The following is a 23,932-nucleotide window of genomic DNA, read 5'->3' on the forward strand; positions in this document are numbered from 1 at the left end:
TTATACATAGTCATTTTAATCCAATGCAGACGTTGCAATCGGATCAATTAATCTTTGCCATAACTTGCAAACGACCTCACGGGTATCGTACCAGTCCGCAGCATTGACTTGCATGGATTGATTTGCAAGGGCTAAGCGGTGGCTTTCGGCTCGTTCACGGAGATAAGCTTGAATCAATGCTGTCGCATCGTCGCTGGATAAGCAACCTGTTTTTGCGGCATCTTCAAGGATTCTTACGTTGTCGGAATAATGGGCGAGATCAGGATTCGACCCACTCCAGGCTAATACCGCATACTGTGCCATAAATTCGATATCAACGATACCACCTGCATCCTGTTTTAAATGAAAAATTCCATCTTTTTTTTGCTCTTTGGATGAACCCAAATGATCTTTCATTTTTTGACGCATTTTCAGCACTTCACTGCGCACATACGCTTCGTCACGCGGCTGGGTTAAAATCTTACAACGCAACACTTCAAACTTGTCACGTAAACATTGCTCGCCTGCAATACTGCGTGCACGAACCAAAGCCTGATGCTCCCACAGCCATGCACTTTTCAGTTGATAGTGCTCAAAGGCCCGCAAACTGGTCACCAATAAACCCGCATCTCCCGAAGGACGTAAACGGGTATCGACCTCATAGACACGGCCATCTAGGGTTTGTGTGGTCATAAGCGAAACAAACTTTTGCGCAACCCGCATGGCAAATTCAAAACCACTGATAGGTTTCATCCCATCGGTATCGGCCTGCTCATCCATGGCATGCACAAAGACCAAATCCAAATCTGAACCATAGCCCAACTCGATCCCACCGACCTTACCATAGCCAATAATCGCAAAGGCATTATGTTCTAAACCACAGCGCTGCCCTTCACTGTCGAGTGGATAACCATGCTTTTTGGCCGTAATTTGATACGCCAATTGTAAAGCTGCATTTACTGTTACTTCGGCAATATCCGTCAGCGCATCGGACACTTTCATCAAGTGGCTTTCTGCCAGTACATCGCTGGCCGCAACTGTTAATACGTTGGATTTTTTGAATAAACGTAGCACCCGCATGAGGTCTTCAACTTCATCCAGTTCAATGCGCAGCAATTGTTGGCGCAAAGAATCTTCCAAATCGCTGCGTTTTGGCAATTCAAAATCCATAGATAAAAATTCATCCAACAACACAGGATATTGCGTCAATTCTTCACAAATCCACGGGCTGACTGTGGCCATTTTTACCAAGCGTTGCAGTGCCCCCTTGCTTTCAATCAGCATGACCAAATACACGGTACGACGCAGAACAGATTCGACCAGTGGCATTAAACGCATCAATGCCATTTGTGGATTTTCTGACTGCAACACTGCTTCAATCAAGTGTGGCCAAAAGGTTTTTAAACGCTGTAAAGCTTTGGCGGTGAGTTTTTTAATGGCATGTCCATACCAGAACTCATGCACTAAATTTTTCGCTTGATCGTCTAGTACCGCATCGAGCTGTTTTTCTAGCTGACTGTAATTTTCCAGCAAAAAATCGGGTTCATTTTCTTTAATTAAATGCTCAAACTGATAAATGACTTTGACACGCTTTTCATTTAGGGTCTGCATAAAGCTGTCCCAATCGGCAAAGCCCAAAGTATCGCTAATGCGTGCGCGTAACTCAGGTTCAGTCGGTAAAGCTTGGCTTTGCTGATCATTCAAGGCTTGAATGGCATGTTCTACTCGACGCAGGAATAAATAGGCATCTTCCAAATCCAGTACGGCTTGTGGCTCTAGCAATTCAGCTTCGCCCAAATGGCGCAAACTCACCAAACACTGGCGGTCTTGTAATTCTAGTTTTGAACCACCGTAAATCAGCTGAAAAACCTGCACAATAAATTCAACTTCACGAATACCGCCCGCGCCCAATTTAATATTGTCTTCAATATTACGACGCTGCACTTCGCGCTCAATCATGGCTTTCATTTCGCGCATGGCTTCAAAGGCGGTGTAATCGACATATTTGCGGAATACGAAAGGTCGGGTCATTTCCAGCAGTTCATAACCTTCTTGCCCACCTGTGATAATACGTGCCTTAATCCAAGCATAGCGTTCCCATTCGCGTCCATGCTGGCTTAAATATTTTTCCAGTGCGACATGGCTAATCGCCAAAGCAGAACCATCGCCCCACGGGCGTAAACGCATATCGACGCGGAAAACAAAACCATCGGCGGTGATATGATCTAATAGATAGATCAGTTTTTGTCCCCATAAAATGCAGAATTGCTGCACTTCAATACACTTGCGTCCATTGGTTTCGCCTTGTTCATCAAAGGCAAAAATCAGGTCGATGTCGCTGGATAAATTCAGTTCCTGCGCGCCATGTTTACCCATGGCGACCACAATCAGGTCTTGGACTTTACCGTTATACCCCATCGGTTCGCCATGCTTGGCGACCAACGGAATCCGAGCAAAATCTTTGGCTACTTGCACACAAATATCAGCAAAGTCTGAAAGTTCCTGCGTCAACGTCACCACATCGGTGAGTTGGTTGGCATCTTGCCAAATCCAGCGGAACATTAAACGCGCGCGTAAAATTCGCAGGGTTTTCATCCACAAGGTTTCATCTTGAATGTCTTGTAAAGTCGAAATCACCAATTGATGAATATAGTCTGCGCTCAGCGGTTTTAGAAATTGGTCAATTGCATAATCCTGCTGTAACAGGCTTTCGTGATTTGCCAAGACTTGTTCTGCATATTGACTGGCATGTAACGTTTTTTGCAATTGTTCCGCATTCATTTTTAAGACCTAAAACCCAGTTTTATTTTGAAATATTGTCAACCCATCTATTTATAGCAGCAGATGCGTCAAAGAAGAAAATAAAATTACAGCAATCTGCAAAATACCTCTTACTTAAAATGCAGCGATAAAAAAACCGAAGCCTAAACTTCGGTTTTATCTGCTTGATGCAATGCTTATTCAGCATCTAGCATTAATTCTGCGCTCATACCAACCGTGTTAAAACCTGCATCGACATACAGAATTTCACCAGTAATACCATTCGCCCATGGTGAGCAAAGGAATAATGCCGCATTACCAACATCTTCAATGGTCACGTTACGTTTTAAAGGTGCAACTTTTTCATTCAGGTCTAACATTTTACGGAATGATTTAATGCCCGATGCGGCAAGCGTACGAATCGGACCTGCAGAAATTGCATTCACGCGAATACCGTCAGCACCCAAGCTTGAAGCCAAGTAGCGTACACCTGCTTCTAAAGATGCTTTCGCCATACCCATGACGTTGTAGTTTGGCATCACACGCTCAGAACCTTGATAAGTCAAAGTCAATAAGCAACCTTGGCGTGCTTGTAATAATGGTTTTGCAGCACGTGCCATCGCAATAAAGCTATAAGCACTAATGTCATGCGCAACTTTAAAACCATCACGATCTGTAACATCGGTAAAGTCACCATCTAAAGTATGCGCAGGCGCAAAACCAATCGAGTGAACCAAACCATCCAAACCATCCCAGTGCTTTGCCAAGTCAGCAAAAGCTTGCTCAATTTCTGCATCTACGCCTACATCGCAAGGCAATACAATGCTTGAGCCAAATTGTGCAGCGAAGTCATCAACACGTTTTTTGAGTTTTTCATTCGGATAAGTAAATGCTAATTCTGCACCTTCACGATGCAATGCTTCTGCAATACCAAATGCGATAGATAATTTACTTGCAATACCAGCAATTAAAAAACGCTTACCCGCCAAAAGACCTTGTGCCATGTGAAACTCACCTTGATATATTTCGCAGTATCATGCCAATTCTGAACGCATAGTGAAATTGCATAATGCGCCTTTTTTTGCCGTTTATGTAAAAACTCAATGGCGATTCAAGTGAGTGATAGATGACGTCACATGATGATCTGCAAGTGGTGACGTACAATCTTGGTTAAAAACTTGCCCTACCACTTGGCATAATGCTGTTCAAGCAAGCCGTATTCGTTTAACAAAATAATTTCGGTATCGTCTTGTTGAATAGTACCACTAATTTTAGCTTGCCATTGGCTGAACTGACTGCCGACTAGACGCAAATTCAGGTTTTCATAACGGCGCCAACCTGTGCTGACAGTTAAATTCAAACGATGATCCAGTGAGCGAATGCTCCACGAGCCATCATCCTCAGGTTGGAACAACACATCTGTTAAGGGATACAGCACGCCATTAATCCACAAACAGTTTTCGTTGCCAAAACTTTCATTCACACCAGAAGCCAGATTTAAGCCCACACGACGGTTTTCGGTATCCCAGAAGTTACACGACAACCAAAACCATGCTGTTTCAGGACGTAAAAAACCACAGGTATCATCTAGTGAGGCAAAAGTCCGCTCATGGAATTGAATGGTTTGTCCTGTTTTATTGACAAAATACCCTTCACAACCCAACGTGGTCAATTTTTGGGTATAAGTCCAACCATTAATGCCTGTCGGGCTGCACATGCTTAATGGGTCTGTACCTGCACAAAAAATACGAGCACTGAGTTTAATTTCACCATATTTGGTCACGCGGATATATCGCACACCATTGGCATGTTGAATTTCAATTTGAAATGGTGATTTTTCAAAAAAACTTTGATTAAATAATGGTTGTTCATCTAAAACAGTATTACGTGATAAAAAATTAATCGCATTCCATTCCTGCACTTCGCCCGTCATGTGATTATAAATATAGACAAAACCGTGCCCTGCCCAAGCAATATCGGCAATCGCCAGCCCAATGGTATAGTGTTCGTGTTGAATGCTACAAAATTTAAACTTTTTATATTTTAAGCGTTTACGCCAACCTGATAGTACCTCACCATACGGTGTTTTATATTGGTAAGCCTGATAATCAATTTTTTTGGGAAGTTCACTAAAACGTCCATAATGCGGTTGTCCATTCGCCTGAATTAAATCCATTGAAGACATTCCCTATTGTCTAAAAACAATTCATCTTTGGTCGTATTATGCCTACAAATGCATGTACAAAAAACCCGCAACTTATGATTTTGTTCAAAAAACTATAAAAACATAGATTGTTTTACTATTTTAAGGTTTGAGTGTTTACTAAATATACAAAATATAAATTAATCTATTCTGGCCTCAATATTCTGAAGGCATTTAAGCATCAGCATTCAAAGTCAGATAGGTATTTTCCCAGCGATTGCCTGGGAATGACCCTTCAACCAACTGCACATAGCGACCATGCACCTGATCTATGGCAATACAATCATCCACTTCTAATACCCGATCGGTGTGTTGTTTTTGCCAGTGCTGGGCAAAATAGGCTTTACCACGCTGTTTTGCCACCATTGGGTTTTGCGCCACCACCAGTACATAACGATGCAACTCACCAAATTCACGTGGGTCATATCCACCTAAATTAATTAAATACAGTCGGTTTTCTGCCTGATTCGGCTGCGCATCGGTAAATTTTAAATAGTAGGATTTGCCTTCAAACTCAACACCGTTAATTTGCGCCCATGCATCAATATGCAAACCTTTCTGTTCTGCAAACCAAGCCTGCTTGAGTTGCGGATAGGTCTCTTCTAAAGAGTCGCCTACTGCAAGTACCACATCATGCACTTCAGTATTGGCTCGCGCATGACGCCCACCTAACATCACGATAAATAAACTGGGCATATCCGACTCCTGCGCAAATATCCTAAGCTTGATGGCTTTTATAGTTGATGATTTTTAAGCATGATTGTTTAAAGTAGCGAGAATTTTTCAATCCTCCAAATAAAAAATCGTGCCGAATTGCTTCAGCACGATTGAATTGAAATGTAGCATACTTTATTTCAAGCAGTTTACGATTTACATATCCACCATTTCCACGCCATCAATGCGGGCAACAGTCATTAAGTCTTTATCGCCACGACCTGAAACAGTCGCAATAATGATTTGGTCTTTATCCATCGTTGGTGCAAGCTTGCTCACATAAGCCATAGCATGCGAGCTTTCTAAAGCAGGAATAATCCCTTCGATACGGGTTAAATCACGGAAACCTTGCAAGGCTTCTTGGTCATTGATTGGCACGTAATCGACACGGTGCATATCTTTCAGGAAGCTATGCTCTGGCCCTACACCTGGGTAATCTAGACCTGCAGAAATAGAATGGGTTTCAATAATCTGACCTTGCGCATCCGACATTAAATAAGTACGGTTACCGTGCAATACGCCTACGTGTCCTGCATTCAATGGCGCAGAGTGTTTGCCTGTTTCAATGCCCAAGCCCGCAGCCTCAACACCGTACATTTTCACTTCGGCATCATTCAAGAATGGATAGAACAAGCCCATCGCATTAGAACCACCACCAACACAAGCCACAAGTGCGTCAGGTAAACGACCTGCCTGCTCTTGAATCTGACGACGCGCTTCACGACCAATAATTGACTGGAAATCACGTACCAATTGTGGATATGGGTGTGGGCCAGCAACCGTACCAATCACATAATATGTAGAATCAACATTGGTAACCCAATCACGCATGGCTTCGTTCATGGCATCTTTTAATGTTTTAGAGCCACTTTCTACAGGTACAACAGTCGCACCAAGCAAACGCATGCGGTACACGTTCATGGCCTGACGTTTCACGTCTTCTGCACCCATGAACACCACACATTCTAAGCCTAAACGAGCGGCAATGGTCGCGGTTGCTACACCGTGCTGACCTGCACCTGTTTCGGCAATAATGCGTTTTTTACCAGACAGTTTTGCCAATAATGCCTGACCAATGGTGTTATTCACTTTATGTGAGCCAGTATGGTTCAAATCTTCACGTTTTAAGTAAATTTGCGCACCACCCAACTCTTTTGACCATCGCTCAGCATAATACAAAGGACTAGGACGACCTACATAGTAGGCGAGATCGCGGTCGAATTCTGCCAAAAACTGCGGATCATCTTTCATGCGGAAATACAATTTTTCTAAATCTTGTAAAGCCGCCATCAGCGTTTCTGACACAAAACGTCCGCCATGGATCCCAAAATGCCCTTTTGCATCTGGGAATTGGGTATAGTCAATCACTGAGTTATTGTGATTTGTACTTTGCTGATCCACGTTGGACTCCTTGCATGAAGTTTTCTATGAGTTGTTGGTCTTTAATACCTTTTGCAGACTCAACTCCGCCACTGACATCAACAGCATAGGCTTGAGTCGTCTGAATTGCATCTTCAATATTTTCAGGGTTTAAACCACCCGCCAAAATTAAAGGAATATCGAGTTTGGGGAATTTTGACCAGTCAAAACTGTGTCCTGTACCACCTTTCAATTCAGGATGCCACGCGTCTAATAATACTGCGCTTGCACCTACTTGTTGATAGCTTTTTATTGCATGCAACACATTTAAATCTGGTTTGACCTGTATGGCTTTGTACCATCTGCGTCCGACTTGCTGTGCTATTTGCTGACATTGCAATGGTGTTTCATCACCATGAAATTGCAGAATATCTAAAGGCACTTGTTTTAGTACTGCGGCTATGTCGTCTGCACTGGCATTTACAAACAAGCCAACCACTTGCACATAAGCGGGTATGTGTTGCACAAGGTTTTCTGCTTCTGCAATGCTGACATTACGAGGACTCGGTGGATAAAACACCAAGCCAATCGCATCTGCACCCGCATGCACCACACTGTTTATATCTTGAATTCGCGTGATTCCGCAAATTTTGGCACGGGTACGCATCGTTTTGGACTCTAATCCTGATTTTCAATTTTCATTTTGCTGATCTTGCTGTGCGTGACTTTTAAATTGTCTGTTCACACTAACAAAATCAGATATTGGGGCGAATCATTGTAATGCAATTTTAAGGGGTTGAGTGAAGTTCAGGCGGATTATTCTGCATTTCCGTTGTTTAAATGCCGAACAGACTTTATACTTCGCGCAAATGCAACGAGTCATAGCATTTTGCTTTAGGGAAGTTGGTGAAAGTCCAACACTGCCCCCGCAACGGTAACCATGAAACGTATATCAATTTAAATCTTATGATTTACACCACTGTATGAACAATATGGGAAGGTGGATATACAGCGAAGCAATCATAAATTAGAAGATGCTTGGCACATTGAAGTCCGGAGACCTGCTTGTTGTGCCCTTAACTCAATCATTCACGTGGGGTGAATGTACGGAGCAAAGTCATGTCTACTCTTTTTCAGCCTACTGCTTTAGTGGGCGCAATTGCGCTTGCAATGGGTTTCTCTACGTCTGTATCTGCACAAGACAGTTCTAATGTTGTAAATGCATCTTTAGACACTTTAGTCGTTACCGCGACACGTTCTGAAGAAAAAATTGGCAATGTGCCTGCGCGGATTTCTGTGATTGATCAAAATGCGATAAAAAAGAATCCTGCTCTCAATTTATCTGACTTAATCCAACAAGACCCTTCTGTTTATGTGAAACAAAGCGGGGGGATGGGGCAAATTTCAGAAATTGGACTACGTGGAACTAAAGCCGTACATACCCTAGTATTAAAAGATGGTGCTCGCTTAAATAGCCAAAATGAGCTTGGTCCACTTTATCCTGCATATTTAGATACTTCGGATGTTCAACAAATTGAAATTTTGAAAGGCCCAGCTTCCGTTCAATATGGTAGTGATGCAATTGGTGGTGTAGTTCAACTTATTTCAAAAAAACCTGTGAAGTCTGGTGCAGAATTAACTGGCATCTATGGTGAAAACAATACTTATAAAACCATTCTAAAAGCAGATTTAGTCACAGATCAAGGATTCTACGCTCAAGTAGGTGGACAACGCTTAGAAAGTGATGGAACTCGCATTTTTGAAAGCCAAGATAAAAGCGACAATGCCAGCTACGATCAAAAAGGCTACAATGCTAAAATAGGCTATTTCCAGGAAAATCAGATTGATGCCTCTGCTTCGATTAGTGAAAATAAAGGAACCAGTATTTTCAGTAATGATTACATTACCAACACAGCTCCTCGTAATTTTGTAAATCGTGTCATTAATGCAAAAGTTGATTACAATATTCTGCAAAATTTAATTTTAGGCGCTCATTTTGCAAACGTTCAAGACAAGCAAGATGTTCCATCATATTTCACACAGTACAACACTGAAAACAACCAAAGTGATTTAAACCTAAAATGGAAATTCACACCAAATCAAAACATTTTAGTTGGTGCAACTTATAATGACGCCAACTACAAAACAAGTTCGATCAAAAACCAAGATCAAAGCGTTAATAGCACAGGTTATTATCTACAACACCAATTTAAAAATGAACTGTTTGACACCCAAGTTGGTCTGCGTGTAGAAGACCATGAGCTTTTTGGAAGCCACACAGTAGGTCAAGGTGCTATTCGCTATCATTTCCTGCCTAATGCAAGCGTTTATGCCAATATTGGCAGTGCATTCCGTGCTCCAACCCTGAATGAACTCTATTCTCAATGGGGCGGTAATGAGAATTTAGAACCTGAAGAAAGCATCTCTTATGAACTCGGTTTTGATTATGCTATTACGGATAATCTAGCAACTAGTTTTTCTGTTTATCGCACCAATGTGGATAACTTAATCGTCTATAGCGACAGCATGAATCAAAATGTTGGGGAAGCCAATTTTACAGGCGGTGAGGCAGGTCTTAAATGGAAACAAGACGATTTATTCCTCGCGACAGAATATGCTTATGTTGAAAGTGAAAATAAAGCAACAGGTTTAGAAATTGCCTATCGCCCAAAACAGACGCTTACCTTCACTGCAGGACTAGAAAATGCTGTCTATGGACTTAGTACTTCGGTAATAGCTCGTTCACATGCCAATGCTAGCAATAGCGCAAATAGTGTAAAAGTTTCAGGTTATGCAACCGTCGATTTCAATGCTTATTGGAATATTAACCCAACGGTTAAAATCTTTACTAATATTCAGAACATTGGCGATGTGCAATATCGAGAAGTCTATAAAGCTGCAAGCTCTTGGGACAACTCACCAGAAGATTGGTACATTAATGGCGGTCGTTTTGCCTCTGCTGGAGTCACTTTCCGTTATTAATTCTCAGCTTCAAAAAAATATATAAAACAGCGCAGTTTATGGATAATGTAATGACCGACATTATCCTTTTTTATTGCGCCAGCTTTTATTTCTTACGACCACACAAACGCAACTTTCATTTTCAGACAAGGAACGACCATGGGCCACCGTTTAAGCAAAATCTACACCCGCACAGGCGACTCAGGCACAACAGGACTGGGCGATGGCTCACGTGTCGCCAAAGACGACTTACGCATTCATGCACTGGGCGATGTAGATGAACTCAATGCCTGCATTGGCGTATTGCGCTCACAAATTACACATAGCAACATTCAAGACAAAAACACTTGGGACAAATCGCTCAGCCTGATTCAGCACTGGCTATTCGATTTAGGCGGTGAAGTCTGTATCCCCAATTACCACCTCGTACAACCGCTTGCGATCGAATACTTAGAACAAGACATTGACCGCATGAATGAAAGCCTGCCAATGCTCAAAGAGTTTATTTTGCCTGCAGGTACATTGGCATGTAGTTATGCACATCAAGCTCGTGCCGTATGCCGTCGTGCAGAACGCAGTTTAATGACCGTACACAACCGTGATCAAAATATTCAGGCACCGTCTTTGCAACTACTGAACCGACTGTCTGACTGGCTATTTGTGGCATCTCGCAGCTTGCAACGTGCCGAAGGAGGCAGCGAAGTATTATGGCAAAAGAACATCAATGACAGTATTGGTAACTAACATTACAAGCTAAAATCGGAAACTAAAATAAAGCCCTGATTTTGCATCTAAAAAATCACGTCGGATGCTGCTTGAAATTTTACATCATCCGACCAAAATAAGAGATGTCATCTCTTTGTCACGTCGTACTTGCAAAATGAAAGCAAACTTTCAATTCATGGGCACATTATGCGCATAATTGGTCATCGAGGTGCGCGTGGCGAAGCGCCTGAAAACACACTCGGTGGTTTTGAATATATTCAAAATATTGGCATTCGAGCGGTTGAGTTTGATGTGCGTCAACTCAAAGACAATGCCTTAGTGGTTATGCATGATGATCAATTCATTCGCACCACAGGACAAGACAAAGCACTGTATGAATGTAGTCTGGAAGATTTAAACCATTACAATCATGCGGTGATGTGGTCAGACTGGAATAAAGTCGAAACCACGCCCCTACTCAATCAAACCATGACCATTATTCAAAATTTTGATCATATTGAAGTAGAAGTCAAAGCGGTCAACTCGCATGCCGCTGCCGAAAAAATTACCCAAAGTTTAGAGCAACATTTGAAGGGTTTTGAACACAACGCCATCATCACCAGTTTTGATCCGAAAATTCACTGGGCTTTGCAACAACAAAAATCACGCTTTAAACGCGGTTTATTGGTTGAAGATGATCTGCAATATCAAGCCATTGATCAGGCTTTAGAATTAGGTTGTTGCCAAATTGGTTGGATGAACGAACTCGCAACCGGTGCGCTCATTAAAGCCACACAACAGGCCCAACTGAATATCAGCGTTTGGACAGTCAACCAGATTGAACGCGCCAAACAGCTTAAAGATTTAGGGATTCAGGGTTTAATTACCGATTATCCTAAACTGATGATGCAACACTTGTAAGCGGTAACCTTAAGCATATTGATGAATAAATAAATGATTTATCGTGCTTGTTTGGCTACCGTATATCATATTTCCGTAAAATCTCGCAGATACCATTATATTCTGTTACCACCCAGTACAATACAACTGTACAATAATGCTGTGATCGTGAATACACTCATGCTAATATGCGAAAAAATTAATCCCTAAAAAATTTAATACTATGATTTCAATCTATAGATCGGTCATAGCGTTATAACGGATTAAGCGTCCATTTATACCTCCCAAGGTTCTAGGAGTGCTGTTGGAGATGAATGCTCCCTTACCCAAAGCCCCAATCAACTGGATTGCCATCTTTGCACTGGTTTTCTTACCTATTGTTGCAGTGATCGCGATTCCTTGGTATGCCTATCACCATGATTTTAGCTTAGCCGCTTGGATCAGCATGTTTGTATTACTTGGCGTAAGTAGCTTGGGTATTACAGCAGGTTATCACCGTTTATGGGCACACCGTGCTTATGAAGCTACCCTTCCCTTAAAAATTCTTTTGATGATTATGGGGACTTTTGCCGTTCAGAACAGTATTTTGTTCTGGGGTTCAGGTCACCGTACCCATCACCGCCATGTCGATGACGTCGAAAAAGACCCATATTCAATTAATAACGGCTTTTGGTATGCGCACATGGGCTGGATGTTACGTGACTATCCTGCCGCAGAGCCAAACTTTAAAAATGCACCAGACTTGTTAAATGACAAACTGGTGATGTTCCAACACAAATACTATATTCCGCTCGTAATTGCAGTTCACGTTGGCATTTTGGTGCCAATAGGTTGGGCTGTGGGCGATATGTGGGGCGTGTTGTTATTGGGCGGTTTAATGCGTCTGATTTTAAGCCACCATGTTACCTTCTTTATTAACTCGCTGTGCCACATGTGGGGTTCGCGTCCTTATACTGACGAAAATACCGCGCGTGATAATTTCTGGTTAGCAATTGCCACTTGGGGCGAGGGTTATCATAACTATCACCACATTTTTCAGTATGATTATCGTAATGGCGTAAAATGGTGGCAATATGATCCAACCAAATGGTTAATTTGGTCATGCTCGAAGTTGGGCTTAGCGAAAAACTTACGCCGTATTCCAAGCTTTAATATTAAAAAAGCAGAATTGGCGATGCGTTTTAAATATGCAGAACAAGACTTGGCGGTCTATGGACACAATGTAAATGATGACATTGGCCAAGTTAAAAGCCGTATTTCGCAAGAATATGATGCCTTTACTCAAACTTTGAACGATTGGGCAAAGTTAAAAGAGCAAGAAATTCAGGCGAAAAAAGCGTCTGTAGCTGAAAAAATCCACCAAATGGATGACAAATTAAAAGTTGAATTCCAATTGGTTGAACAGCGTCTTTCACACCATCGTGAAACCTTGAACTTGCTGATGCGCAACCTGAAAAAGAATCCTGTATCTGAATAAACCTCTGTTCTGATGCACTGCGAAAGCCCTGACCTGTTCAGGGCTTTCTGCATTTTTAGACTACAGTTTTTAAAGTCTAAGTTTGCTATAGTGAAACTCACTTTGTGCCAAGCGCTTCATCATCATGCAATTTAATCCACGTTATCCGACCCTGCCCGCCCGTCTTTATCACATGCAGCAGCCTTTACCTTTAAAAGGTACAAAAGCAGGACACTTTAATGCAGCCTTGGCAAAAGAACTGCAATGGACAGCCGAAGAACAACAGCAATGGGTGGAAATTTGCAGTGGTCAAAAGACGTTTAAAGAATTTCCTGCTTTGGCAATGGTCTATGCAGGACATCAATTTGGTCAGTGGGCAGGTCAATTGGGAGATGGACGCGGTTTACTCATTGCGCAAGTTTTGGACACACATCAACGTACAATCGACCTGCATTTAAAAGGTGCGGGGGAAACGCCTTATTCACGTATGGGAGATGGACGTGCAGTATTACGTTCAGTGATTCGTGAATATTTGGCAGGTCATGCTTTAAATGCACTGGGTGTGCCATCAAGCAATGCCGTTGGATTTACCTCATCTACTCAAGGCGTACAACGTGAAAAATTAGAACTTGGTGCAATGCTATTACGCACATCAGACTGTCATATTCGTTTGGGACATTTTGAATGGATCAATCAGTATCAACCTGAATTACTGCCTGAATTTGTGCAAAAGTGTATCGAATGGCACTATCCAGAATGCTTGGCAGCCGAACAGCCTGTACTCGCCTTTGCTACGCAAGTTATTCAACGTACCGCTGTCATGATTGCCAAATGGCAATTGGTCGGTTTTGCGCATGGGGTGATGAACACCGATAATTTAAATCTCACAGGTTCAACACTCGATTTCGGCCCGTATGGCTTTATGGAGCGTTTTCGTCCCAATTGGATCAACAATCATTCGGACTATCAAGGACGTTATACCTACCAACAACAACCCAGCGTAGCACACTGGAATTTATGGGTCTGGTTAAATAATTTAATTCCACTTGAGCAAAACCCAGATCAGAAAGAACACTGGAAACAAGCACTGGCAGCATGCTTAGAACATTTTGAACCCACTTTTTTGGAGCATTATAAACTCGGTTTATGTGAAAAAATGGGACTGCCAAGCTTCCATAAAGACAGTTTTGATTGCGCAACCAATTTCTTACGCATTTTGCAAAGTGAACAGCTGGATTACACCCAGAGCTTTATCCGCCTACAAAATAAACAATATACTGAAATACTGGATGATTGTTTGGATCGTCGTCAGTGGGAAAGCTTTTTGGCGCAGTATTTACAAATTCGTGAACATCAGGATACCGATGCCTTAGATATTGCTATGCAGCAAGTCAACCCTCAGTATATTTTGCGCAATCACATGGCACAAAAGGCGATTGAGCAAGCAGAGCGTGATGATTTTTCAGAAGTTGAGCGTTTATTTAACTTGCTCAGCCAACCCTATATTCAGCAAACAGCATTGGAAAAACCTGAAGATTTAGCACCTTTACCAAGTGATGTGCCAGAAGTGATGGTGAGTTGCTCATCTTAATAGCCTTGTTGCACAAATGCCTAACACTATGATTTTATTAAAACATCAACAAACCTTTAAAAATTAGTATCTTGCAAAATGTTTATGCAATAAAAACCATTGTCCTGCTGAACAATTGATTGTACAAACTACAAAATTTAGCTGTGATGTGAAATGACAAATATTTTATCTAGCCCATCTCTCTGTATTAAAGATGGACTAGATTAATTTTTTTTACTCATCAGGATATTCAAAACGATAACCCACACCATACACCGCCTGAATCCACTCATGTCGATTACCTGTTTCGGCAGCATCAGAAATTTTACGGCGCAAGTTTTTAATGTGGCTATCGATCACCCGATCTGCCACTTCAAAACTGTCTGGGTTAATATGGTCTAGCAACTGCGCGCGTGAATACACCTGCCCGACATGCTCTAAAAACAATTCCAATAAACGGAATTCGGTAGGGGTCAAATTCAAGGTTTTTTGCTGATACCAAATACGCTGCTGCGCTTTATCCATACGGAACAAAGACTGATCTTCGGACTCAGCCTTACGTTCCAAACGGCGCAACACCGCTTGCACGCGCGCGACCAATTCTTTCGGGCTAAAAGGCTTACACACATAGTCATCTGCGCCCATGTTCAAGCCTAGCACCCGATCAATTTCTTCAGTACGTGCCGTGACCATAATAATAGGCACATCGGACTGTTCACGCACTTTGCGGCAAATGGTCAAACCATCCATACGCGGTACCATTAAATCTAAAATCATCAAGCTCGGTTTACGCTGCAAAAAGCTGTCATAGGCTTCTTGTCCATCATGAAACATACTGACTTCAAAACCAGCAGCTTCTAAATAATCTCGCACCAATTGGGCAAGTTCAATTTCATCTTCAACCAGCAAGATATGTTTCATGCACGATTCCTTAAAGTCTTTCAAGATTTGATTGTTTTGGGAAAGCTTAATTTGCAACGTAAACCACCCAATGGTGAATGTGCAAAACTTAACTCTCCGCCCAATGCTTTAGCAATTTTGACCGATAAAGCCAGACCTAAACCTGTCCCGCCTGTGGCACGTGTACGTGAATCATCGGCGCGATAGAAACGCTCACCCAAACGTGCCAATTGTTCATCACTTAAACCAAACGGACTGTCATCTACATATACTGTCCATTCTGTTGCGCTTTGACTGGTGTGAATATGTACCTGCCCACCCGCTTCGGTATAGCGAATACTGTTACTCAATAAGTTGAGCATAATTTGCTTAAAACGGTCTATATCCAATTGTAATTGCGTGCCTTCACCCGACACGATCACGTCCAACTGCGCTTGTTCAAATTTCGGCTTAAAGCTTTCGATTTCCTGCTCAATCACTTGCCATGGATCAATAATCGAAAAATAGCATTTCAGCTGCATGGCTTCGGCTTGCGCCAAGTCCGATAAATCCTGTGTGAGTTTTTTCAGATTATTGACCTGATGCATCATCGCAGCCAAATGCTCTGGTGTGGCTTTGCGGATACCATCTTGCATGGCTTCAATTTGCGCCTGCAACACCGCCAATGGCGTTTTTAATTCATGCGAAGTATCTGCCACCCACTGACGACGTGAAGTTTCATGTTGATCTAAAATCACCGCCAAATGATTCAATTCGGTAGATAAATCACCCAACTCATCATTACGATTGACCTTGACCTGATGCTGATAATGGCCTTTGGTTAATTCACGTGTGCCATTTAATAAGCGCTGAATTGGCTTTTTAAAGTAGGTCGCCAACAATAAGGCAGCAATCAAGCTCGCCAAAATACTTAAAGCATAAGCCAATAATAAATAACGAGTTTGTTTACTAAAAAAATTAATACTTAAAGCATCTTCCTGATCTAACACTGGTTTTAAGCCCAGATAACCCACGATTTTTTCACCGACCATAATTGGACGAAAGGAAATTTGAGTTTCAGCAGGCTCTCCCACTACAAATTGCCGCTGAGCATCATATAAAGATAAGCGTGAACTCAAGCCTAAACGGTCAGGCATCGAAATAAATTGTTTTTTTCCAGATGATTCTGTCGCGTTTTGGTGTCCTTCATTTTTACGATCAGGACGGAAAGCATTCTGATTGGCACTCAAAGGAAATACTAAACCTTCAAATGGCTGAAATTGTGAAGGTAAATTCAGCTCTAACCAGCGAAGTTCTTCCGCATTGGCTTGTCGTTTGCCTGGCTCAGGCTCGACTACACTTGAGTTGACATTGGCGAGGGTGTGTTCCTGAAAATAACGCTGCTGCAAAGCAATGTCATACTGACGACGCAACCACCACCGCGATAAACGGTCATAATCATCGGGCGCAGCTTCACCTTCAATTTGGAGAATTTGCGCCTGAATGGCATTGCCCCAATCGTGATATACCGCATAGACTTCTGCCAAGTTTTGAGTGAGCAAGTCCAGCTTTTGCATTTCGACATCGGCCACATATTTGCTGAAGTTTCGCTGCATATTGACATGCAATACCCCCAAGCTGACCGTGGTAATCAGCAAGGTCGTCAGCAGCACTGTTAAGAACAGGCGTAATGCGATGGGTATACGGCGAATTTTCAAAAGCGCAATCTCAGCTTTTTTTGTCGATTTTGAGCATTGTAACCAACAGTGCTAGAAAAAACTCTCCATTGTTTCTACATCTTTATTATTTAATCTTTAATCATCCAAAATCACATGCTCTTGTATGGGGGAATTTAGAATGAATAAGATGACAAAAATTGCTTTAGCCACTGCAAGCGTTTTATCTGTAGGTGCGTTGACTGCCTGTCAATCCACCCAAGCACCAAAAGATATGAAGCAGTCGCAATATATGCATGGTCATTATCAGAAAGACCGTCACATGACGCCTGAACAACGCAAACAATTTGAAAAAATGCGTACTGAACGTAAACAAGTCATGCAAGACATAAAAAAAGCCTGCGATGGCAAAGCGGTGGGTTCAGCAGTCCAAATTAAAGCAGGTGAGCAAACACTAGAAGGCACATGTGCGATTTCATTTAAACCGAACCGCGATAAAATGAAACGTGGTGAACATCGCCCAATGCGTGGCGATAAAGCCGATCGTGGTGAATTCCGTGGCATGCATATGCATCGTGGCGAACCACTAACCGATGCGAAACGTGCTGAGTTAACTCAGCAATACGATCAACGTTTAGCTGAACGTCAAGCGCGTGAACAAGCTGCGACCAAAGCCTGCCAAGGTCAAACGGATGGCCAAGCCGTGCAGCTAAAAGTCGGCACACAAACAATAGATGGCAAATGTATCGTTCACTTCCAACCTAACGCACCTGTTTCAGCACCGGATAAGGCTGCTTAAGCCACTCTAAAAAGCATAAATAGATAAAAAAGGCGCAAATTGCGCCCTTTTTATTGGACATATCTCTTTACGGTTTTGACTATTTGTATGATTTCAAATTCAGCAAAACTATTTACACTCAAACAACTTAGCCATTTCAAGGTAAAAATCTTTGACTTTACAGTCACCAAGAAATGCTATGCAGATGCTTGTACCGAATTAGAAGATGTTGCACGATTACAACCATTGCAACACGGCATGTCTAATAAGGCATGCGCTGAAATCCATTTAAAATATAACGCTGGTCAAACCAGTATTGAGGAAACCGATATGCCACAATACAAAGCGCCTTTACGTGATATGCAATTTGTTTTGCATGAATTATTAAATGCCGAAGATCACTATGCAAAATTACCTGCATTCCAAGAAAACGTAAGCCGTGAATTGGTTGACCAATATTTGGAAGCTGCAGCAGATTTCTGTGAAAACGAATTATCTCCGTTAAACCAAGTGGGTGACCGTGAAGGTTGTACTTGGAATGATGGCGTGGTGACTACACCAACGGGCTTTAAAGAAGCGTATCAAAAATATATCGAACTTGGCTTCCCGTCTCTTTCTGCTGAAGAACAATACGGCGGTCAAGGTCTACCTGTTTCTCTAGGAAACGTGATTTCAGAAATGGTAGGTACAGCAAACTGGGCATGGGGCATGTACCCAGGTCTTTCTCATGGTGCTGTACGTACTTTAGAACACCACGGTTCAGATGAACAAAAAGCAACCTATCTGCCAAAGCTTGTTTCAGGTGAGTGGACAGGTACCATGTGTTTAACCGAATCTCATGCAGGTTCTGACTTGGGTATTATCCGTACTAAAGCTGAACCTCAGGCCGACGGAAGCTATGCAATCTCGGGCGAGAAAATCTTTATCTCTGCTGGTGAACATGACATGGCAGAGAATATCGTGCACATCGTATTGGCACGTTTACCTGGTGCACCTAAAGGAACTAAAGGTATTTCTCTGTTCATCGTTCCTAAGTTCAACCTGAATGCAGATGGTTCTTTAGGGGAGCGTAATGGTGTACGTTGTGGTTCAATCGAACACAAAATGGGTATTCATGGCAATGCAACTTGCGTCATCAACTTTGATAATGCGAAAGGTTTCTTGATTGGCCCTGAAAACCGTGGTCTTAACTGCATGTTCACGTTCATGAACACTGCACGTATCGGTACAGCGGTACAAGGTCTTGCAGCATCTGAAGGTTCTTTCCAAGGTGCGTTGACTTATGCCAAAGACCGTTTAGCAATGCGCTCACTTTCTGGTCCGAAAGCTCCTGAAAAAGAAGCAGATCCAATTATTGTGCATCCTGCTGTACGCAATATGCTATTGACTCAAAAAGCGTTTGCTGAAGGTGGTCGCGCACTAGTGTATCTGTTGTCTCTACACGCAGATATCGTGGAGCAAGGTGCAACCGAAGAAGAGCGTAAATACTCTGACAACATCTTGTCTTTATTGACGCCTATTGCAAAAGCATTCTTAACTGAAACAGGTTCTGAATCTGCAAAACATGGTGTGCAAGTCTTCGGCGGTCATGGCTTCATTTCTGAGCATGGCATGGAACAAATTGTGCGTGATACACGTATTTCATGCTTGTACGAAGGTACAACTGAAATTCAAGCAATCGATTTGTTAGGTCGTAAAGTTTTGGGTACACAAGGTGCAATGTTGAAAGACTTCACCAAAATCATCCATAAATTTGCAGAAGCCAACAAAGACAACGCAGCAATGCAAGAATTTGTTGAACCGCTCGCAGCGCTCAATAAAGAATGGGGCGATTTGACCATGCAAATTGGTATGCGTGCAATGCAAAACCCTGAGGAAGTAGGTGCTGCAGCAGTAGACTACATGTACTTCTCTGGTTATGTAACACTAGCTTACCTATGGGCACGTATGGCATTGGTCGCTCAAGAAGCACTTGCAGCAGGCACAACCGATGTAGACTTCTATAATGCTAAAGTGACGACTGCACGTTTCTACTTCAAGAAAATCTTGCCACGTGTTCGCTCACACGTAGACGTGATTGCAACAGGTGTAGAGCCACTATTTGCATTAGATGCTGAACACTTTGCTTTCTAAGCGAAAATTGAAACTCGCTAAATATTGAACATATTTAGCGGGATATTCAAAATGTTGTACTCTTGAGTACAGAAATTGAGAAAGGACGGTCATAGCATTGACAGTCCTTTTTCTTTATAAATAAAGCATTCTTTCGCTTTAGTGGTCTACAACATTCACAATTGTAGATTACACTGAACTCAACGAATCAAGATTCAAACAATAAACAGGTGAACTCACATGCCAATTTATAATGCCCCACTTGCCGATATGAAATTCATCTTAAATGATGTATTCAATGCAGAACAATTCTGGCAAAACAATGAAAACCTCGCTCACCTTGATGCTGCAACGGCTGAAGCAATTTTGGAAGAAATGGCAAAATTTGCCCAAAATGTGACGCTGCCGATTAACCGTAGCGGTGATGAAGAAGGCGCGATCTATAACAATGGTGAAGTGACTACCCCTGCTGGTTTTAAAGAAGCATTTAAACAATATGCCGAAGGCGGCTGGATTGGTTTAGGCGCAGATGAAGAATGGGGCGGTCAAGGCATGCCAAAAATGCTGACAGTATTGTCAGATGAAATGCTCTTTGCCACCAACCCATCATTCTTATTGTATCCACTACTGTCTGTCGGTGCAGGCATGGCGTTAAGCAGTTATGCATCACAAGAACAGAAAGAAACCTATTTACCTAAAATCTACTCTGGCGAATGGTCAGGTACCATGTGCTTAACTGAACCGCATGCAGGTACAGATTTAGGGATTATTAAAACTAAAGCTGAACGCAACGAAGATGGTACTTATAACATTACAGGTACTAAGATCTTCATTACAGGTGGTGATCACGACCTCGCAGAAAACATCATTCACTTAGTTTTAGCGAAAACACCTGATGCTCCTGCAGGTTCACGCGGTATTTCTTTATTCATCGTGCCAAAATTCTTGGTGAATGAAGATGGTTCATTGGGTGAACGCAACCCTGTAGCCCCAGGCTCAATCGAACACAAAATGGGCATTAAAGCCTCTGCGACTTGTGTGATGAACTTTGACGGTGCGAAGGGTTTCTTGGTCGGTAAAGAAAATGAAGGTCTTGCAGCCATGTTCGTGATGATGAACTATGAACGTTTATCAATGGGTATCCAAGGTCTTGGTGCTTCTGAATTTGCTTATCAAAATGCTGCACAATATGCGACTGACCGTATTCAAGGCCGTAGTGCATCGGGCGTAAAATCACCAAACAAAGCAGCGGATAGCATTTTGGTGCATGGCGATGTGCGTCGTATGCTGCTCAATGCACGTGCCAATAACGAAGCTTCACGTGCATTTGCGGTATATGTGGGTCAACAATTGGATATCACTAAATTCTCTACCGATGCAGAAGCTGTGAAAAAAGCCAATGACCGTGTTGCACTGTTAACCCCAATTGCCAAAGCCTACTTAACCGATACTGCTTTCAATGCGACACTTGATGCGCAAATGTGCTTCGGTGGTCATGGTTATATCCGTGAATGGGGTATGGAGCAATGTGTTCGTGATTTACGTATCGCCCAAATTTATGAAGGCACCAACGGCGTACAATCGCAAGACTTGATTGGTCGTAAAACCATTAAATGTAATGGCGAATTTATTGCAGAATACATTGCAGAAATCCGTGACTTTACCAATGGTTTAGATGCAGACCTCAACTTCATTAAAGATGCAACTTTAGATGCAGCGACTGAAGTTGAATCCGTGACTCAATACGTTTTAAATGCAGCCAAAGAAAATGTAGATTTCCCGAACGCAGCAGCGGTTGATTATTTACATGCGGTAGGTTTGCTCAGCTTCTCATATATGTTTGCGCGCATTGCCAATGCAGCCAAACAAAAAGAGGGTGAGTTCTATCAAAACAAATTGTCATTAGCACTGTACTTTGTACAACGTATTTTGCCAGAACTAGCTTTACGCATTACCAAAGTGAAAGCGGGTGCAGAAGTGGTAATGAACTTCAGTGAAGATTACTTCACCAACCAGTCTTAATTAATACATTATCGCAAAAACGCCTGAATCATCAGGCGTTTTTTTGTACTAAATTTTATATCCCTATTCTAATTTGTGCATGAAATTTGCATCACCTTTGTTGAAGTCTGAATATCCATACTCAAACAGGAGGTGAAAATGGCAGTACGTCGTTCAAAAATAGATAAAAATATTCAAGCAGTTGAAAGCCTATTAGACAAATATGGCAATTGGGCTGTAGAAAGTTTTCATTATCTTGCGCTCTTTATCATTGGCTGTATGGTCATTTGGTCTGCTGGACATACGGTAATTGATATTTTCACCATCAAACAATATGCCACTATTGATGACATCTTATTGCTTTTTATCTATTTAGAACTAGGTGCAATGGTGGGTATTTATTTTAAAACCAATCACATGCCTGTGAGTTTTTTAATTTATATTGCCATTACCGCACTAACCCGTTTGCTAATTTCAGATATTCAACACGACCATAAAGCTGATCTCGACTTAGTGATTATTACTGGTTCAATTTTAATTTTAGCCGCTGCAATTTTAGTGGTGCGTTTTGCATCTTGGCATTACCCTTCCGTTATTCGAGACAAACACAGTGAAAAGCCTTTAGCACAAGGCAAAACCCCTCGCCCAGAAGATGATGAATTGGCGTAAAAATCTAAAATAGGTCAAAAAAATGCTTCTAGATATTCAATATCTAGAAGCATTGATCTCTATGATTTCACTTTTTTCTCAACGATTTGCCACCAACACATAACGCCCATGTTCAAAAATCCAGTACATACCTCGTGGCGGAGCGGGTAAACCCAAGTGCTGCCAGTCGGTCACCACACGATAGGTCGAACTTTCAATATGTGCGCTACTTGGCTCACCATTTACCCAACTGTAACTTTGGTGGTTATATTGCACAGTACTTGGCGCATTGTATTGAATATTGATGCCACTACGAATGGTTGGCTGCCCCCACTGCGGCACAGGTCGTTGATGGTATGGATAATGTGGTGGATAGGAATAGGGTTGCTGTGAATGATAAGGTCGATGCTGCGGATAAGCAGGACGATGTTGTGGCGAATAAGGACGATGCTGATCACGCTGTGTATTGACGCCTGTATATCCTGCCCAACGATTGGTTTCGGCCAAACTCTGCATCGACACACCTAAAAATAGCATGCCACTCAATGCAGTTAAAATCGCCACTTTCATATCTAGCACTCCTATTTTCATATTTTTATTCTAAGCTCAAATTAAGGATAAACAATGAATAAAAAATCAGCAATTTTAAACTTTCGTCTCCGCAGATTTCACCGACACGGCTCGCCATTTATGAAATATCTATAGCCCCTATGCTAAGATACATTTTTTTTGAAATTGGATGAAACCTCGTGCCTGAATTAAATTTTGACCGCCTTCATCAGTTTTTCTGCAAAGTTCCGAGTGTACAGCAAGCCCGTGTAGACGCTTATGGTTCAGACGGTCAGCATGCATGGTGGTTCAAATTTCAAATTGATGTAGAACATCCGTTAGCATGGCAAACTGTGCAGGAATTGGGACATGTGCTGAATTATATTTCCAGAGATGAGCGCTTGCCGACTCAATTCTTACCTGTTTCACCGCCACCGTATATGAATGGTGAAGCCAAAGATTTTTTATCGTGGGTAATTCAATGCAACCATCCAGAATTTAGCCCAGATGTGGTTTGTGATTGGTTAGAAGCGCGTTTACCGAATCCTGTGGATGATGAAGCACAATGGAAAATCAAAACCGATATTGCCGAGTTAGATCAAATGAGTGATAAAGATTTGGATGAAATGGTGCCGCCAAATCCCGAGAAGTAATATTAGGTTCTGACACCCCCTTCTCCCTC

General features: G+C 42.1%; 19 protein-coding genes and 1 riboswitch. Of the genes, 10 read left to right on the forward strand and 9 right to left on the reverse strand.

The genetic code is table 11. The annotated features are described in order from the left end of the window. Positions 1–15: 15 nt before the first annotated feature. The 6 genes from glnE to FTV43_RS05245 all read right to left on the reverse strand — a co-directional run bounded on the left by glnE (position 16) and on the right by FTV43_RS05245 (position 7,682). A complete protein-coding gene (glnE, locus tag FTV43_RS05220) occupies positions 16–2,760 on the reverse strand; it encodes a bifunctional [glutamate--ammonia ligase]-adenylyl-L-tyrosine phosphorylase/[glutamate--ammonia-ligase] adenylyltransferase (RefSeq protein WP_179995019.1) in 2,745 nt (914 codons plus the stop codon). 176 nt (positions 2,761–2,936) lie between these two features. Further along, positions 2,937–3,743 (reverse strand): enoyl-ACP reductase, encoded by an 807-nt coding sequence (locus FTV43_RS05225; protein ID WP_004975071.1) that lies wholly within the window; start codon positions 3,741–3,743, stop codon positions 2,937–2,939. A gap of 179 nt (positions 3,744–3,922) precedes the next feature. After that, a complete protein-coding gene (locus FTV43_RS05230) occupies positions 3,923–4,915 on the reverse strand; it encodes a DUF2804 domain-containing protein (RefSeq protein ID WP_179995020.1) in 993 nt (330 codons plus the stop codon). A gap of 201 nt (positions 4,916–5,116) precedes the next feature. After that, positions 5,117–5,638 (reverse strand): DUF1543 domain-containing protein, encoded by a 522-nt coding sequence (locus tag FTV43_RS05235; protein ID WP_179995021.1) that lies wholly within the window; start codon positions 5,636–5,638, stop codon positions 5,117–5,119. A 174-nt stretch (positions 5,639–5,812) separates the two neighbouring features. Next, positions 5,813–7,057 (reverse strand): tryptophan synthase subunit beta, encoded by a 1,245-nt coding sequence (gene trpB / locus FTV43_RS05240; protein WP_004975067.1) that lies wholly within the window; start codon positions 7,055–7,057, stop codon positions 5,813–5,815. Then, on the reverse strand, positions 7,029–7,682 hold the full coding sequence (locus tag FTV43_RS05245) for a phosphoribosylanthranilate isomerase (RefSeq protein ID WP_179995022.1): 654 nt from the start codon (positions 7,680–7,682) through the stop codon (positions 7,029–7,031). Before FTV43_RS05245 ends, trpB begins: the two co-directional genes overlap by 29 nt. A gap of 192 nt (positions 7,683–7,874) precedes the next feature. Next, positions 7,875–8,099: riboswitch (cobalamin riboswitch) on the forward strand. Between the two features lie 35 nt (positions 8,100–8,134). Between FTV43_RS05245 and FTV43_RS05250 the strand changes: the two genes are divergently transcribed. The 5 genes from FTV43_RS05250 to FTV43_RS05270 all read left to right on the forward strand — a co-directional run bounded on the left by FTV43_RS05250 (position 8,135) and on the right by FTV43_RS05270 (position 14,628). Continuing rightward, the gene (locus FTV43_RS05250; RefSeq protein WP_179995023.1) at positions 8,135–9,997 is read left to right on the forward strand and encodes a TonB-dependent siderophore receptor; all 1,863 of its coding nucleotides are present in this window, start codon (positions 8,135–8,137) and stop codon (positions 9,995–9,997) included. A 138-nt stretch (positions 9,998–10,135) separates the two neighbouring features. Then, positions 10,136–10,720 carry a cob(I)yrinic acid a,c-diamide adenosyltransferase gene (locus tag FTV43_RS05255; protein WP_168542354.1) on the forward strand — a complete coding sequence of 195 codons (585 nt, stop codon included), beginning with the start codon at positions 10,136–10,138 and terminating at the stop codon, positions 10,718–10,720. Between the two features lie 168 nt (positions 10,721–10,888). Then, positions 10,889–11,602 carry a glycerophosphodiester phosphodiesterase gene (locus tag FTV43_RS05260; RefSeq protein WP_179995024.1) on the forward strand — a complete coding sequence of 238 codons (714 nt, stop codon included), beginning with the start codon at positions 10,889–10,891 and terminating at the stop codon, positions 11,600–11,602. 289 nt (positions 11,603–11,891) lie between these two features. Beyond that, positions 11,892–13,058: an acyl-CoA desaturase gene (locus FTV43_RS05265; protein ID WP_179995025.1), complete on the forward strand. Its 1,167-nt coding sequence runs from the start codon at positions 11,892–11,894 to the stop codon at positions 13,056–13,058. A 124-nt stretch (positions 13,059–13,182) separates the two neighbouring features. Continuing rightward, entirely contained in the window at positions 13,183–14,628 is a 1,446-nt protein-coding gene (locus FTV43_RS05270; protein WP_178318735.1) for a YdiU family protein, read from the forward strand. A 213-nt stretch (positions 14,629–14,841) separates the two neighbouring features. Here the strand turns inward: FTV43_RS05270 and FTV43_RS05275 are convergent, their stop codons facing one another. Together FTV43_RS05275 and baeS are read right to left on the reverse strand one after the other, a co-directional pair. Further along, complete coding sequence (locus tag FTV43_RS05275; RefSeq protein WP_178318734.1) at positions 14,842–15,528, reverse strand: response regulator; 687 nt, start codon at positions 15,526–15,528, stop codon at positions 14,842–14,844. A gap of 20 nt (positions 15,529–15,548) precedes the next feature. After that, positions 15,549–17,204: a sensor histidine kinase efflux regulator BaeS gene (gene baeS / locus FTV43_RS05280; RefSeq protein WP_179995026.1), complete on the reverse strand. Its 1,656-nt coding sequence runs from the start codon at positions 17,202–17,204 to the stop codon at positions 15,549–15,551. Positions 17,205–17,343: 139 nt separating this feature from the next. Here baeS and FTV43_RS05285 point away from each other — a divergent pair, with 139 nt between their 5' ends. The 4 genes from FTV43_RS05285 to FTV43_RS05300 all read left to right on the forward strand — a co-directional run bounded on the left by FTV43_RS05285 (position 17,344) and on the right by FTV43_RS05300 (position 22,722). Further along, the gene (locus FTV43_RS05285; RefSeq protein WP_179995027.1) at positions 17,344–17,961 is read left to right on the forward strand and encodes a hypothetical protein; all 618 of its coding nucleotides are present in this window, start codon (positions 17,344–17,346) and stop codon (positions 17,959–17,961) included. 309 nt (positions 17,962–18,270) lie between these two features. Then, entirely contained in the window at positions 18,271–20,073 is a 1,803-nt protein-coding gene (locus FTV43_RS05290) for an acyl-CoA dehydrogenase C-terminal domain-containing protein (protein WP_179995100.1), read from the forward strand. Positions 20,074–20,292: 219 nt separating this feature from the next. After that, positions 20,293–22,074 carry an acyl-CoA dehydrogenase C-terminal domain-containing protein gene (locus FTV43_RS05295; protein WP_179995028.1) on the forward strand — a complete coding sequence of 594 codons (1,782 nt, stop codon included), beginning with the start codon at positions 20,293–20,295 and terminating at the stop codon, positions 22,072–22,074. Between the two features lie 138 nt (positions 22,075–22,212). Beyond that, a complete protein-coding gene (locus FTV43_RS05300; RefSeq protein ID WP_179995029.1) occupies positions 22,213–22,722 on the forward strand; it encodes a phosphate-starvation-inducible protein PsiE in 510 nt (169 codons plus the stop codon). A gap of 78 nt (positions 22,723–22,800) precedes the next feature. Here the strand turns inward: FTV43_RS05300 and FTV43_RS05305 are convergent, their stop codons facing one another. Next, positions 22,801–23,271 carry an RcnB family protein gene (locus tag FTV43_RS05305; protein ID WP_004975035.1) on the reverse strand — a complete coding sequence of 157 codons (471 nt, stop codon included), beginning with the start codon at positions 23,269–23,271 and terminating at the stop codon, positions 22,801–22,803. A gap of 179 nt (positions 23,272–23,450) precedes the next feature. Here FTV43_RS05305 and FTV43_RS05310 point away from each other — a divergent pair, with 179 nt between their 5' ends. Further along, positions 23,451–23,903, forward strand: a complete 453-nt coding sequence (locus FTV43_RS05310; RefSeq protein WP_154320358.1) for a hypothetical protein — start codon at positions 23,451–23,453, stop codon at positions 23,901–23,903. The last annotated feature ends 29 nt before the right edge of the window (positions 23,904–23,932 follow it).

The sequence above is a fragment of the Acinetobacter sp. YH16053 genome (assembly GCF_013417035.1).
In the GTDB taxonomy this organism is placed as follows: Bacteria; Pseudomonadota; Gammaproteobacteria; order Pseudomonadales; family Moraxellaceae; genus Acinetobacter; species Acinetobacter towneri.

What these genes read in the sequence shown, in the direction of transcription:
- FTV43_RS05295 (WP_179995028.1), top strand. Translation starts at nt 20,293, where the DNA reads ATGCCAATTTATAATGCCCCACTTGCCGATATGAAATTCATCTTAAAT.
- FTV43_RS05250 (WP_179995023.1), top strand. Translation starts at nt 8,135, where the DNA reads ATGTCTACTCTTTTTCAGCCTACTGCTTTAGTGGGCGCAATTGCGCTT.
- FTV43_RS05270 (WP_178318735.1), top strand. Translation starts at nt 13,183, where the DNA reads ATGCAATTTAATCCACGTTATCCGACCCTGCCCGCCCGTCTTTATCAC.
- FTV43_RS05235 (WP_179995021.1), bottom strand. Translation starts at nt 5,638, where the DNA reads ATGCCCAGTTTATTTATCGTGATGTTAGGTGGGCGTCATGCGCGAGCC.
- FTV43_RS05260 (WP_179995024.1), top strand. Translation starts at nt 10,889, where the DNA reads ATGCGCATAATTGGTCATCGAGGTGCGCGTGGCGAAGCGCCTGAAAAC.
- FTV43_RS05300 (WP_179995029.1), top strand. Translation starts at nt 22,213, where the DNA reads ATGGCAGTACGTCGTTCAAAAATAGATAAAAATATTCAAGCAGTTGAA.
- glnE (WP_179995019.1), bottom strand. Translation starts at nt 2,760, where the DNA reads ATGAATGCGGAACAATTGCAAAAAACGTTACATGCCAGTCAATATGCA.
- FTV43_RS05275 (WP_178318734.1), bottom strand. Translation starts at nt 15,528, where the DNA reads ATGAAACATATCTTGCTGGTTGAAGATGAAATTGAACTTGCCCAATTG.
- FTV43_RS05230 (WP_179995020.1), bottom strand. Translation starts at nt 4,915, where the DNA reads ATGGATTTAATTCAGGCGAATGGACAACCGCATTATGGACGTTTTAGT.
- FTV43_RS05225 (WP_004975071.1), bottom strand. Translation starts at nt 3,743, where the DNA reads ATGGCACAAGGTCTTTTGGCGGGTAAGCGTTTTTTAATTGCTGGTATT.
- FTV43_RS05285 (WP_179995027.1), top strand. Translation starts at nt 17,344, where the DNA reads ATGAATAAGATGACAAAAATTGCTTTAGCCACTGCAAGCGTTTTATCT.
- FTV43_RS05265 (WP_179995025.1), top strand. Translation starts at nt 11,892, where the DNA reads ATGAATGCTCCCTTACCCAAAGCCCCAATCAACTGGATTGCCATCTTT.
- FTV43_RS05245 (WP_179995022.1), bottom strand. Translation starts at nt 7,682, where the DNA reads ATGCGTACCCGTGCCAAAATTTGCGGAATCACGCGAATTCAAGATATA.
- FTV43_RS05255 (WP_168542354.1), top strand. Translation starts at nt 10,136, where the DNA reads ATGGGCCACCGTTTAAGCAAAATCTACACCCGCACAGGCGACTCAGGC.
- FTV43_RS05305 (WP_004975035.1), bottom strand. Translation starts at nt 23,271, where the DNA reads ATGAAAGTGGCGATTTTAACTGCATTGAGTGGCATGCTATTTTTAGGT.
- FTV43_RS05290 (WP_179995100.1), top strand. Translation starts at nt 18,271, where the DNA reads ATGCCACAATACAAAGCGCCTTTACGTGATATGCAATTTGTTTTGCAT.